At 67.6% G+C, this 12,346-nt stretch carries 10 protein-coding genes and 1 tRNA gene; 7 read left to right on the forward strand and 4 right to left on the reverse strand.

Going from position 1 to position 12,346, the window contains the following annotated elements:
- Positions 1-13: 13 nt before the first annotated feature.
- Together mtaB and dapF are read right to left on the reverse strand one after the other, a co-directional pair.
- A complete protein-coding gene (gene mtaB / locus GTH22_RS16450) occupies positions 14-1,264 on the reverse strand; it encodes a tRNA (N(6)-L-threonylcarbamoyladenosine(37)-C(2))-methylthiotransferase MtaB (protein WP_252946605.1) in 1,251 nt (416 codons plus the stop codon).
- Positions 1,261-2,079, reverse strand: a complete 819-nt coding sequence (dapF, locus tag GTH22_RS16455) for a diaminopimelate epimerase (protein WP_252946606.1) — start codon at positions 2,077-2,079, stop codon at positions 1,261-1,263. The genes mtaB and dapF overlap by 4 nt, the downstream gene beginning before the upstream one ends.
- A 100-nt stretch (positions 2,080-2,179) precedes the next feature.
- On the opposite strand from dapF, the gene GTH22_RS16460 reads away from it, so the two are divergent.
- The 6 genes from GTH22_RS16460 (at position 2,180) to GTH22_RS16485 (ending at position 8,072) form a co-directional block, all read left to right on the forward strand.
- Positions 2,180-2,255, forward strand: a tRNA-Lys gene (locus GTH22_RS16460).
- A 299-nt stretch (positions 2,256-2,554) separates the two neighbouring features.
- The gene (locus tag GTH22_RS16465) at positions 2,555-3,628 is read left to right on the forward strand and encodes a substrate-binding domain-containing protein (RefSeq protein WP_252946607.1); all 1,074 of its coding nucleotides are present in this window, start codon (positions 2,555-2,557) and stop codon (positions 3,626-3,628) included.
- Between the two features lie 76 nt (positions 3,629-3,704).
- On the forward strand, positions 3,705-5,183 hold the full coding sequence (locus tag GTH22_RS16470) for an ATP-binding cassette domain-containing protein (RefSeq protein WP_252946608.1): 1,479 nt from the start codon (positions 3,705-3,707) through the stop codon (positions 5,181-5,183).
- Positions 5,180-6,169: an ABC transporter permease gene (locus GTH22_RS16475; protein ID WP_252946609.1), complete on the forward strand. Its 990-nt coding sequence runs from the start codon at positions 5,180-5,182 to the stop codon at positions 6,167-6,169. Before GTH22_RS16470 ends, GTH22_RS16475 begins: the two co-directional genes overlap by 4 nt.
- Positions 6,166-7,152, forward strand: coding sequence for an ABC transporter permease (locus tag GTH22_RS16480; protein ID WP_252946611.1), 987 nt, complete (start codon positions 6,166-6,168; stop codon positions 7,150-7,152). The genes GTH22_RS16475 and GTH22_RS16480 overlap by 4 nt, the downstream gene beginning before the upstream one ends.
- Complete coding sequence (locus tag GTH22_RS16485) at positions 7,149-8,072, forward strand: SMP-30/gluconolactonase/LRE family protein (RefSeq protein ID WP_252946612.1); 924 nt, start codon at positions 7,149-7,151, stop codon at positions 8,070-8,072. The genes GTH22_RS16480 and GTH22_RS16485 overlap by 4 nt, the downstream gene beginning before the upstream one ends.
- A gap of 13 nt (positions 8,073-8,085) precedes the next feature.
- On the opposite strand, the gene GTH22_RS16490 is transcribed toward GTH22_RS16485, so the two are convergent.
- Both GTH22_RS16490 and GTH22_RS16495 read right to left on the reverse strand, forming a co-directional pair.
- Positions 8,086-8,802: a response regulator transcription factor gene (locus GTH22_RS16490; protein ID WP_252946614.1), complete on the reverse strand. Its 717-nt coding sequence runs from the start codon at positions 8,800-8,802 to the stop codon at positions 8,086-8,088.
- Positions 8,799-10,112: a GAF domain-containing protein gene (locus GTH22_RS16495; RefSeq protein WP_252946615.1), complete on the reverse strand. Its 1,314-nt coding sequence runs from the start codon at positions 10,110-10,112 to the stop codon at positions 8,799-8,801. The genes GTH22_RS16490 and GTH22_RS16495 overlap by 4 nt, the downstream gene beginning before the upstream one ends.
- A 196-nt stretch (positions 10,113-10,308) precedes the next feature.
- On the opposite strand from GTH22_RS16495, the gene GTH22_RS22225 reads away from it, so the two are divergent.
- Positions 10,309-12,267, forward strand: a complete 1,959-nt coding sequence (locus GTH22_RS22225) for a hypothetical protein (RefSeq protein ID WP_305884665.1) — start codon at positions 10,309-10,311, stop codon at positions 12,265-12,267.
- Positions 12,268-12,346 lie beyond the last annotated feature (79 nt).

Here is a 12,346-nt window from a genome sequence, read left to right on the forward strand (position 1 = left end):
GGCAGGGGGGGAGCTAGGCGGTGAGCTGTGCGCCTTGGGTGCCGGTGATGGTGGCGGTGACGAGGGCGCCTTCGGGCTGGTCGGCGCTGAAGGCGACTTCGGTGAATTGCTCGGTGCGGCCCATGCGGGGGGATTCGGTGAGCACGGTGTGGGTGCGGCCCTGTTGGGCGGCGAGGTGGCGGGCGACGGCCTGCGCGCCGGCGGAGCGGAGGCGGGCGGCGCGGGATTTGATGTCGGGACCGGGGACGGCGGGCATTTTGGCTGCCGGTGTGCCGGGGCGGGGGGAGTAGGGGAAGACGTGGAGCCAGGTGAGGTTGCAGTCTTCGACGAGGCGCAGGGAGTCTTCGAAGTGGGCTTCGGTTTCGGTGGGGAAGCCGGCGATGATGTCGGCGCCGAAGGTCATTTCGGGGCGGAGCTTGATGGCCTCTTCGGTGAAGCGGATCGCGTCGTCGCGCAGGTGGCGGCGTTTCATCCGCTTGAGGATGAGGTCTGCCCCGTGCTGGAGCGAGAGGTGGAGGTGGGGCATGAGGCGCGGCTCAGTGGCGATGGCCTGCATGAGGTTTTCATCCACCTCGATGGAATCGATCGAACTGATCCGCAGGCGGGGCAGGTCTGGCACCAGCTTGAGGATGCGCATGACGAGGTCGCCCAGTTTGGGCTGTGCGGGAAGGTCGGCGCCCCAGGAGGTGAGATCGACGCCGGTGAGGACGACTTCGTTGAAGCCCTTTTGCACGAGGCGCTTGATCTGCTCGACCACCACGCCAGCGGGGACGGAGCGCGAATTGCCGCGCCCGAAGGGGATGATGCAGAAGGTGCAGCGGTGGTCGCAGCCGTTTTGCACCTGGACGTAGGCGCGGTGACGGCCGAAGCCGTCGATCAGGTGGCCTGCGGTTTCGGTGACCGACATGATGTCGTTGACCTGCACGCGCTCGGTGTCGCCGATGAAGTTCGGCGCGAGGCTTTGCCAGGTTTGCGGCTGCATCTTTTCGGTGTTGCCGATGACGTGGTCGACCTCGGGCATTTCGGCGAAGGTTTCTGGCGCGGTCTGGGCGGCGCAGCCGGTGACAATGAGGCGGGCTTCGGGGTTTTCGCGACGCAGCTTGCGGATGTCTTGCCGGGCCTTGCGGACGGCTTCGGAGGTGACGGCGCAGGTGTTGACGATCACCGCGCCTTTGAGGCCTGCGCTTTCGGCGAGCTCGCGCATCGCCTCGCTCTCATAGGCGTTGAGGCGGCAGCCGTGGGTGGAGAAGATCGGGGCGCTCATAGGTGGAGCGTGCCGGAAAAGACGTGGGCGGTGGGGCCGGTCATCCAGACGCCATCTTCGCGCCAGTCGATGTGGATGGTGCCGCCGTCGAGGGTGATGGTGACCTTGCGGGAGGTCAGGCCGCGGCGGGCGGCGGCGGTGGCCACGGCGCAGGAGGAGGAGCCGGAGGCGAGGGTGATTCCGGTGCCGCGCTCCCAGACCCGCATCCGCAGGTGATCGGGGCCGATGACATGGGCGAATTGCACGTTGGTGCGCTCGGGGAAGAGCGGGTTGTGCTCGGTTTCGGGGCCGAGGCGGGCGAGGTCGATGGCCTCGGCGTCCTCCACGAAGAAGGTGCAGTGGGGGTTGCCCATGGAGGTGCCGACCGGGTCGCCCTCGAGCGGGAGGTGGAGGGTGTCGGCTTCGCGGGCCAACGGGATCTGCTGCCAGTCGGTCAGGGGGGCGCCCATGTTGACGGAAGTGAGGCCCTCGCCGGCGTCAATGCAGGGCAGGAGGCCGCGCTCGGTGAGGAGGGTGACGGCGGGTTTGCCGGTTTCCTCCATCAGGTGGCGGGCGATGCAGCGGGTGGCGTTGCCGCAGGCCGCCGAAAGCGAGCCGTCGGCGTTGTAGAATGTGAGGCGCGCATCGGCCCTGTCGCTCGGCTCGATCACGGCGAGCTGGTCGAAGCCGACGCCGCGGTGCCGGTCGGCCAGCATGGTGGCGAGCGCCGGAGTCACGGCCTGCCCGCCCTCGCGGTGGTCGAGCACCACGAAGTCATTGCCAAGCCCGTGCATTTTCATGAAGGGCAGGCCAGGGGGAGGGGTCTGGTCGCGCATGGGCGGGCATATACAGCGCGGCGGATGCGCTTTCTAGCCCGGGGTGAAAGATTCCCGCTTGACCCCCCTTGGGGGATTCCCTAGAGACCGGGCCTCAAGTGGGCCGTTAGCTCAGTTGGTAGAGCAACTGACTTTTAATCAGTGGGTCGCAGGTTCGAATCCTGCACGGCTCACCACTTGAACCGAGCAGTATCCGGATGCTGCCGATTTTGTCGGTAACCGGGGATCGTTGATCTGCCCCCCGTGGCGTCTGCGGGTTGGCGGATTTTTGCAGGCGGCCGGATGGGTCTCTTGCAGGAACAGCGCTCGAACTCCCATTGCCCTTTGCGGGAAGCCGCCATGTTCGACTCGGATCACCGCAGCCGAATTCTTGGTTTCGATCTGACGCCCTCCTCACAGCAAGGCTAGTTTTGCGGCGACGCCCGAGGCCCCTCGCGGGTGCTGCGCGTCGAAATCGCAGGAGGGAGGAACTGCAATGGAATCCACGATCTTGAAGAGCATGACGCTTGCCGGGGCGTTGGCGGTCATGTCGGCCATTTGCCCGCAGAGCGTAGTGGCGCAGGACAAGGAGGCGCCCTCGGTGGCGCTCAGCAATGCGTTTTTGGGCAACGCCTGGCGGCGCTCGATGATCACCGCCTTCGAGGAGGCTGCCACCAAGGCGGAGGCCGACGGGCTCATCAGTTCGTTTCAGATCTCGAACGCGCCGGGGGAGAACTCGGCCACGGAGCAGATCGCGCAGCTCAAGGCGCTTTTGCTCGACCAGCCGGACATTCTGCTGGTCAACCCGGCGTCGCCGACGGCGCTGAATCCGACGTTGCAGCAGGCCTGCGACCTTGGGGCCGTGGTGGTGGTGTTCGACAGCGCGACCGACCTCGAATGCGCCTATCTGGTGACCAACAGCTTTGGCGATTGGGCCCGGCTCTCGACGCAGGCGGTGATCGACGCCATCGGAGGGGCGGGCAATGTGGTGCTGTCGAGAGGGGTTCAGGGGTCGCCGCCTGAGCTGGAAATGTATGCGGTGCAGCAGGACATTCTGGCGAAGAACCCGGATGTGAAGGTGGTGGCGGAGATCGTCACCTTCTGTGACAGCGCCAAGGCGCAGGAGGCGCTGCTGGGCACCATCGCCAGCCTGCCCGAGATCAAGGGAGTCATCGGCTGCGGCGAGGGGCTGGGCGCGGTGCAGGCCTTCCAGACGGCGGGGCGTGAGGCGCCGGTGGTGGCCTTTGCGCCGAGTGGCCGGGCGCTGAAGTTCTGGGGCGAAGGCAACGGGGCGCCGGGTTCGGTGGCGGTGATGTCCGATCCGGGGCAGGGGGTGGCGGCGCTGTTTGCCGCGATCAAGATCTACCATGGCGAAGAGGTGCCGCGGGTCACGATCTTTCCGCCGGTCGTGGTGAGCGACGACGCGCGGGACGCATGGATTGCAGCGGTGGGCGACGACGAGATCGCCTCGTGGCAGTGGACCAAGGAGCTGGTCGACGCGCAGGTCAAGGCCAACATCGACGGCACCGTTGAAGAGGCGGCGCTGCCGCCGGTGCCGGTGCGCAACTGAGGGCCTATCCGGAGCAGCGGTCAGCGCCTTTCGGGGCGCTGGCCGATCCTCGACCATGGATCACGATCGGAACACCATGCTGCCAGATGAAGAGCTGCCGGACCAGGGCGGGCCGTTGGTGCGCGTTACCGACGCGCGCAAGACATATGGCCCGACCGTTGCCCTGAAAGGCGTGACGATGGAGGTTCGGTGCGGGGAGGTGCTTGGCATTGTCGGGCACAACGGCGCGGGCAAGAGCACGCTGATGCGGGCGTTGAGCGGGCTGGAGCGCCCGACCGCCGGCAGCATCGAGATCGACGGGCAGACGACGCCCGGTGCGCGGGGGTTTGCGGGCGTTCGGATGGCCTATCAGGAGGGCAGCCTCGCCGCGGAACTGACGGTCAGGGACAATATCGCCTTTTCGAGCGCCCCGTGGCTGCCGCGCTGGCGCTGGCACCGCACGGCGGCGCGGCGGGCGGGGGAGCGGTTGCAGGAGATCTTTCCCGGCAATGACATCCGCGCGGGGGACTTCATCGACGATTTGCAGCTTGCGAGCCGCCAGATGGTGGAGATTGCGCGGGCGACGTTGACCGACGATCTGCGCCTGCTGATCCTCGACGAGCCGACGGAGTCGCTCAGTGGCGGCGCGGTCGATGACCTTTACGACTACGTGCGCAAGCTGCGGGCCCGGGGGCTTGGGGTGATCCTCGTGTCGCACCGGTTGCGCGAGATCCTCGGGGTCTGCGACCGGGTGATCGTGCTGAAGGACGGTGCCGTTGCCTCGACTCATCGGGCCGGGGAGGTGACCGAGCGCGACCTGTTCATGGCGATGGGCGGGGAGGTGGTTGTGACCGAAACGGGGGCCGAGGCCACCGGCAGGGCGGCGGAGGACACAGGCCCCGTCACGGTCCGGGTTCCGATGAAGACGGTGGACCGGGCCCCGGCGGAGATCATGGCCCGGCGGGGTGAGGTGATTGGGCTGGCGGGGATTGCCGGGCAGGGGCAGGAGCAGGTGCTGGAGCGGTTGTGGCGCGGACGGGCCGGCGATGTGCAGGTCGAGAAGGCCCGCGCCTACCTGCCCGGAGATCGCCAGCGCTCGGGCATCTTTCCGCTCTGGAGCGTGGCGCGCAACCTGTCGATCACGGCGCTGGGCAGCCTTGCGCGCAACGGCATCCGCCAGCAGGAGGCCGAGCGCGCGCTGGTGGACAGGTGGGTGGATCACCTGAAGGTCAGGGGCGGTGCGAAGGCGGCGATCACCGGCCTTTCGGGGGGCAACCAGCAGAAGGTGATCGTGGCGCGGGCCTTTGCCTCGCAGGCTGATACCATCCTGCTCGACGACCCGTTCCGGGGGGTCGACATTCATACCAAGTCGGAGCTCTACCAGCTTATCCGCGAGGAGGCCGCCGGGGGGCGCACGATCATCTGGTACTCCAGCGAGAACTCCGAGATGCGCTATTGCGACCGGGCCTATGTGCTGCGGGCGGGCCAGATTGCCGGGGTGCTGCACGGGCGCGAGATCAGCGACGAACGCATCATTGCCCTGTCGTTTGCCGAAGCCTCGGAGGATGCCGCATGAGCGAAGTCATTGCCCCTGCCCCGACCTCGAAGAGCGCCATGACCGGCTGGCCCAAGGGGCTGGCGCGGCGGCTGATGCCGGGCTTGCTGACGCTGGCGGCCATGGTGGTGATCCTGCTGATTTGCGGGACGATCCAGCCGCGGATCTGGTCGCAGGGCGGCATGACGCTAATCCTGTCGCCCATCGTCGCGCTGGCCATCGCCGCCATGGCGCAGATGGTGATGATGAGCATCGGGGATATCGACCTGTCGATCGGGTTCTTCGTGGGGATGGTCACCACCCTTGCGGCAACGGTGCTGCGCGACAGCCCGGCGCTGGGCGTCATGTCGCTGGGGGGCTGCGTTTTGGCCTATGCCGCGCTGGGCGCGCTGGTGGAGCTGCGGGCCGTGCCCTCGCTCATTGCGACGCTGGGGGCCTCCTTCATCTGGCTGGGAGTCGGGCTATTCGTGCTGCCGGTGCCGGGGGGGCTCGGGCCCGACTGGCTGGTGAGCTACACGATGTGGCGTGCGCCGCTCGCCATCCCCACGCCGCTCGTCACCATGGTGGTCGCCGCCGCGCTCACGTGGTTCGTGATGCAGCGGACGCAGTTGGGCGTGCGCTTTCGGACGCTGGGCAGCAACCCGGTTGCGCTGGTTCGCGCGGGGGGCTCGCTGCTGCGGGTCCGGATGCTGGCCTATGGCACGGTGGGGGTGCTCGGGGTGGCGGCGGGCCTGACCCTGACCGCCGAGATCGGCGGTGGCGATGTGAACGCGGTGCCGGGCTATACGCTGACGACCATCGCTGCCGTGATCCTTGGGGGCGGCATGTTTACCGGGGGCCGCGCCGTGGCCTGGGGCACGCTTTGCGGGGCGATCACGCTGGGGCTGCTCACGGTGCTGCTGACGCTGCTGAAGCTGTCGTCGAACCTGCAACCGGCGGTTCAGGCGTTCATCGTCATTGCGGTTCTGGCCGGGCGGTTGGTGGTGGATCGAAAGGCGAGGCAGTGAAGGGCGAGCAGCTTCCTCCATGGACATGGTCGTTCGGCGCTGCGGCGATCGTTCTGGCCCTGACGATTGCGGTGTCGGGCGGTGGCGGGTTTCAGACGCTGACGCTGGCCTTCACCGTTGCGCCCTACCTGGTGCTGGTGGGGCTTGGCCAGATGCTGGTGATGAGCGCGGGGCCGGGCAACATCGACGTGTCGGTGGCCAAGGTCTTTTCGCTCGGGGGGCTGCTGTCGATTGCCGTCAGCGAGGCGACCGGGTCGTGGGTGCTGGGGCTTCTGGCGGCGGTCGGGGTGGGGCTGGCGATGGCGTCGATCAGCGTGCTGGCGATTCTGCTGGTGCGCATTCCGCCGATCGTGGCCACGCTGGCGACCAGCCTCTTTGCCTCCTCGATCTCGCTGACGCTGGCGAAGGGGTTTCAGGGCTCGGCGGCGCCCGCCTTGAAGAGCTTCCTTGGCTGGGCGCCGCTGGGCATTCCGGCCTTTGCGGTGCTGGTTGCGCTGTTCACCGTCGCCGTGTCCCTGCTGCTGCGCACCACCACATGGGGCGCGCGGCTGCTGGCCTTCGGGCAGGCGCGGCGGGCGGCGGAATATGCCGGGATCGACGGGCGGTGGGTTCTGGCGGCGGTCTATCTGGGGTGCGGGGCGCTGGCGGCACTGGCGGGGGCGCTTCGGGCGTCTTTTTCGGCCCCGAACGTGGAGCTGGGGAATGACTATCTGCTGGACTCCATTGCCGTTGTGGTGATTGGCGGCACGCTCATCACGGGCGGGCGCGCGGTGCCCGCCGGGGTTTGGGGCGGGGCGCTGTTTTTCATCCTGCTGGACGGGCTGCTCAACCTGATCGGGTGGAGCTATGCGGGGCAGAACGTGCTGAAGGGGTTCCTTGTGCTGGCGGTCCTGTTCCTTGCCAGCGGCGCGCCGATCCTTGCGCCGCGCCGGGTGGTGAAGAAAGGTGGCGCGGGGGAAACCGCCGGGGAGGACGGGACGTGAGGGAGACGATCGGAGATGCGGTGACGGGGCTGGCCGGGCTGATCGACCCAGCGCATCCGCTTGAGCGGGTGGTCGGCGGGTCGATCTGGAGCGAGGGGCCGCTGTGGATTCCGGCGCGGGGGTGCCTGCGGTGGAGCGACATTCCGAACAACAGGATCAGGGAATACTGCCCGGCCACCGGCGAGGTGACGGAGTATGCGGGCGATGTGGAGTTTACCAACGGGCGCACGCTCGACCGGGATGGCAGCGTGGTGCAGTGCTCTCACGGGCGGCGGCGCATGGAGCGGGACCGCGACGGCGAGGTGACGAACATCGTCGATGGCTGGCGGGGGGTGCGGCTCAATTCGCCCAATGACGTGGTGATCGCGCCTGACGGCGCGATCTGGTTCACCGATCCGGCCTACGGGATCACGGAGGCGCGCGAGGGCCACCCCGGCGAGCGGGAGTACGGCGACCACTACGTGTTTCGCCATGACCCGAGCACGGGCGAGACCCTGCCCGTGGTGATCGACGTGGAGGAGCCCAATGGCCTCGCCTTCTCGCCCGATGGATCGCTGTTCTACGTGGCCGACAGCTCGTCGGTCCGCAAGCCGCCGGGCGTGGGGAACAGCCACATCCGGGTTTATGATGTGCAGGGGGGCAGGCGGTGCAAGAACGGGCGGCTGTTTGCGCAGATCGAGGAGGGGGTTCCGGACGGTTTTGCGGTGGATGCGCTGGGCAACCTTTGGAGTTCGAGCGAGATCGGCGTGATCGTGTTTGACGCCGACGGGCGGGAGATTGGCCGGGTGCGGGTGCCGGAGCTGACGGGGAACCTGTGCTTTGGCGGTGAGGACGGGCGGGATCTTTACATTGCGGCCTCCACCAGCATCTACCGCATCCGTACCGAGACGACCGACGCCTGGGCCGCCCAACAGAGGTGAGGGCGTCCCGGGATCAGTTGCCCATCCAGACCTGAAGCTTGACCTCGGCGGCGGACATGCTCTCGAGGTTCAGCAGGCCGCGCGACAGGGCGATGGCCACGGCGCGTGAGCGGGAGTTGAAGGTCGAGCTGTCGTCATTGGGGGACATCTGGTCGATGCCGAGCTTTTCGTAGAGCTGCTTCAGCCGGCTCTGGACCGAGCGGGTGGAGACGCCGCGGCGGGCGGCTATGCCCTTGTCGGTCAGGCCCAGGGCGATGTCTGTCAGAACCTCGAATTCGGTGTTCGACAGCCCCTGGTGCAGGTCCATCGCGCGCTGCTGGACGCCCCGCACCTCGCGGTCGATGATGCATTGGTCTTCGAGGAAGATCCCCATCATCGCCAGCCCCAGACGATGGGCCGAAGCCGTCTTGAGCAGATACCCGTAGACCGCCTCCTTGGGCACGATGCGGGACACGCCGCGCACATAGGCCTCGTCGGAGTAGTTCGACCAGAACAGGATACGCATGTCGGGGCGGTTCTCCCAGATTCTGGAGGCGGCGGCGATTCCGGAGACCTCGGGCATCTGGAGGTCCATCACGACGCCGTCGATCTCGTTGGCGAGCGCAATGTCGATGGCGTCCTGCCCGCCGGTTGCCTCGAAGAGGGTTTCGCAGGTTGGCAGGGCCTCGCGCACGGCGCCTGCGAGGAAGGAGCGATGAAACGGGTCGTCTTCGGCGATGAGGATCTTCATGACGCGCTGTCCGCAAAGTGATGCAGGGAGGGGGGTGAGGTCTGGGCGGCAGGCTCGTTGGGGAGGCCCGGGCCTTGTGTGCCTGCGCGCACGATTTCGCAGGGAATGTTGAGGATGGTGCGGCTGCCCGAGCCGTTGGGATCACGCTCGAACTCGACGCGTGCGCCGATCAGGGCGGCGCGGATGCGGATGTTGTCGACCCCCCGGTTGGACCGCCGCCAGCCGACCAGCGGCACCCGCCCGTCGTTGGCGACGACGATGCCGAGGCTGTGGTCTTCGATCGACAGGCGGACGGTGATGGTGCTGCATTCGGAATGCTTGACCGCGTTCGTCACCGCCTCCTGCACGATGCGGAACACGGCCAGTTGCAGGCGGTATTCGGAGCGGTCGAGGAGGTTGTCGGTGTCGTCGATGACCTTTGTGGCGATCTTTCGGTCCTGCCCCTGGGTGGCGCGTTCGAGCTGGGCCTCGATGGCCTGGGTGACGCCGAAGAGGTCGAGCACGCCGGGCTTGGTGTTTTCGATGATGCCGCGCAGATCGGTGGTGCAGCGCGAGATGGCCTTGGCGATTTCCTGAAGTTCGGAGCTGTCGGGGCCGGGTTGCCCGGCGAGGCGGGAGACCCTGCGGAAGACCGAGGAGAGGTCGGCCAGGGTCTGGTCGTGGAGTTCCATGCCGAGGCGGAGGCGTTCTGCCTCCATCGCCTCAGTCAGGCGCTGCGCGCCGTGGCGCAGCGAGTGCTCGCGCCCGCGTGCCGCGCCTTCGGCCCGCGCGGAGGACTGCGCCTGATCCGACATGTTGAGGGCGTAGAAATAGGGGGCGATCAAGTCTGCCACGTTCTGGGCCTTGCGCACGTCGTCCTCGCCGTAGGCGTTGCGCTCGGGAGAGGAGAAGCTGAGGACGCCGATGACCTCGCCATGCACCGTCAGCGGCACATGGATGCGGCTGCGCAGGTTGGCCTCGAAGATCGGCGCGTCGTCTGCGCCGTCGAAGTGAAAGCGCGGGTCTGTCCAGGCATCGCCGGTGACGAGGTTGCCGATCTCGCCGCTCAGCACCTGACGCACGGGGGCGAGCGCGTTCGGGCGGCCCTCGCCATCGCGGTTCCAGACCGTTTCGATCCCGGTTTCCAGCGCAAAGTGCTTGGACTTGTCGCCGGGCGTGACGACCGCAACGTCGAGGTGGTGATACTCCAGCAGCTTGGATTTGACCGCACCGGCGATGCCGTTGAGAACATTCTGCAAATCCATCTCGCCGGCCACCGCCCGGGAGATCGCCAGGTAGTGATCGAGCTCGCTCTCCGCAGCCAGGTCCATTGTCTCCTCCTCCTCCCCTTGATCGGGAATGCTACGCGCTGGCGCGCCACCCGCCAAGGTGCAGGAATGCAGGCAATGACGCCGATGGTTGCGGGATCCCGCAGGGGGGGCTGCACTTTGCCGAAAGCAATTCGCCCTGAATCACCCTGACGGCCAACCGCGCGCCCGGTAGCGTGGCGAGGTGAGGAACAGGGCATTGGACAGCGGGATGGAGACGGGCGGCATTGCCGTGTCGGGATCGGGAGGAGATCCGACAGACCTGGTTGCGATCTTCGGCACGATGGAGCCGCCGGTGCCGTGGCGGGCCATGCAGGTTGGTGCGCTGTCGTTTCTGCTTTCGGAGCAGTCCATCCGCAGCATCAAGTGGCATGGCGTCGAGCTTGTGCGGGCGATCAGCTGGCCCGTTCGCGACGAGAACTGGGCGACCTATCCTTGCGTCACGCTCAACGATGCAACCGCGCGCTCGGATGGGCGAATCACCGGGCGGATCGAGCAGGAGGTGAGCGGCGGGCGGCTGGGGCTGGTGGTGGAGTTCTCGGCCAATGACGCCGGGTTGCTGACTGTTTCCGTGACCATGACGCCGGTGGGCGGCCCCTTTGCGACCAACCGGGCCGGGCTGACGGTGCTGCATCCGATCCTCGGCCTTTCGGGCGGTTCGGTGCGCGTGACCCATCCGGGGGGTGCGGAGGAGATCACCCGCTTTCCCGAGCAGATCATGCCGTCGCAGCCGATGAAGGAGATCACTGGCCTCGCCTATGCCATCGGTGCGGCCCATGTGGATGTGAGCTTTGAGGGCGAAGTTTTCGAGATGGAGGATCAGCGCAACTGGTCGGACGCCTCCTACAAGACCTACTGCGTGCCGCTGAAGGAGCCTTTTACCTACGAGATCGGCGCGCCGGTGACGCAGCGGGTCCGGCTCTCGCTGAGGGGGGATGCGCCGGTGGTGCGGCGGGCGGAACGGGCCCCGGCGCTCGGTGTGGAGCCTCTCGGGCAGGTTGCCCCGGCCATCGGGCTTGCGCTGGAGGAGGGCTGGGAAGGCGATGCGGCGGCGCGTGATCTGATCGCGGGGTGCGGGGCCTCGCATCTGCTGTTGCGGTTGCGGGCCTCGGTGGCGCCTGCGTTCCTTGATGAGGCGGGTTTGCTGGCCGGGAGGCTCGGGGCGGGGATCGACGTTGAGCTGCTGCTTGAGGATGCGGAGCCCTTTGCGGCGATCGATACACTGGCCGCGAAGCTGGCTGCGGCCGGGATTGCGCCGGAGCGGGTGCTCGCGCTGAACGAGGCCTATCTCAAGAGCTACCAGCCGAGCGCCACCTGGCCCGAGGGGCCGCAGCCGCACGAGCTGGTTGCGGCGGCGCGGCGGGTCTTTCGGGAGGCGCTGATCGGCGGCGGGATGCTGACCAACTTCACCGAGTTCAATCGCTGCCGGCCCGATCCTGCGGTTTGCGATTATGTCTTTCATGGCAACTCGGCCACCGTGCATGCCAGCGATGATCTCTCGGTGATGGAAACGCTGGAGGCGCTGCCGCAGGTGTTTTCCAGCGCCGAGGCGCTTTCCGGCGGGCTTGCCTATCGGCTCGGGCTTGTGTCCATCGGGATGCGGACCAATCCCTACGGCAGCTCGGTTTCGGAAAATACCGTGCAGTTGCGCGAGACCATGGCCCGGGCGGACCCGCGCCATCGGGGGCTGTTCGGGGCGGCCTGGGCGGTGGGTGTGCTGGCGAGCACGGCGGGCAGCCGGGTGGAGGCGCTGTGCCTCGGGGCGCCGACCGGCCCGTTCGGGCTGGCCTATATGCGCCAGCGCTTTCTTCAGCCCGGTTTCGACCGGGGGGAGGGCGTGGTTGTGCCGCTCTATCACGTGGTGCGGCTGGCCCGGGAGATGGCGGGGCATCCGCGGGTGGCGCTGAGCGGGCTGCCGGAGGGGGTTGCCGCCTATGGCGCGACGGTGAACGGGGCCACGCGGATCATGGTGGCGAACCTGACCCGGAGCCCGCAGAGCCTTGCGCTGCCGCGCGCGGCGGAGGTGACGATCCTCGATGGCGCGAGTGCATCGGCGGCGATGAAAGACCCGAATTGGCTCGACACGGCGCCGCGCAAACAGCAGAGCGACCTGCGCCTTGAGGGCTACGCGGTGGCAATGCTCGAGATGGAAGGCTGAGCGTGGAGAGGGTGCCCATCACGGCGGCGCGGATCGGGCTTGCGGGTTTCCGCAGGCGATGGTCGCGAACTCCGCTTCT

Origin of the sequence: Oceanicola sp. 502str15, from assembly GCF_024105635.1 — a bacterium.
In the GTDB taxonomy this organism is placed as follows: Bacteria; Pseudomonadota; Alphaproteobacteria; order Rhodobacterales; family Rhodobacteraceae; genus Vannielia.

Bases quoted from the DNA above. Each gene is read 5' to 3' on its own strand.
- GTH22_RS16470 (WP_252946608.1), top strand. From the start codon at position 3,705: ATGCTGCCAGATGAAGAGCTGCCGGACCAGGGCGGGCCGTTGGTGCGC.
- GTH22_RS16465 (WP_252946607.1), top strand. From the start codon at position 2,555: ATGGAATCCACGATCTTGAAGAGCATGACGCTTGCCGGGGCGTTGGCG.
- GTH22_RS16475 (WP_252946609.1), top strand. From the start codon at position 5,180: ATGAGCGAAGTCATTGCCCCTGCCCCGACCTCGAAGAGCGCCATGACC.
- mtaB (WP_252946605.1), bottom strand. From the start codon at position 1,264: ATGAGCGCCCCGATCTTCTCCACCCACGGCTGCCGCCTCAACGCCTAT.
- GTH22_RS16490 (WP_252946614.1), bottom strand. From the start codon at position 8,802: ATGAAGATCCTCATCGCCGAAGACGACCCGTTTCATCGCTCCTTCCTC.
- dapF (WP_252946606.1), bottom strand. From the start codon at position 2,079: ATGCGCGACCAGACCCCTCCCCCTGGCCTGCCCTTCATGAAAATGCAC.
- GTH22_RS16495 (WP_252946615.1), bottom strand. From the start codon at position 10,112: ATGGACCTGGCTGCGGAGAGCGAGCTCGATCACTACCTGGCGATCTCC.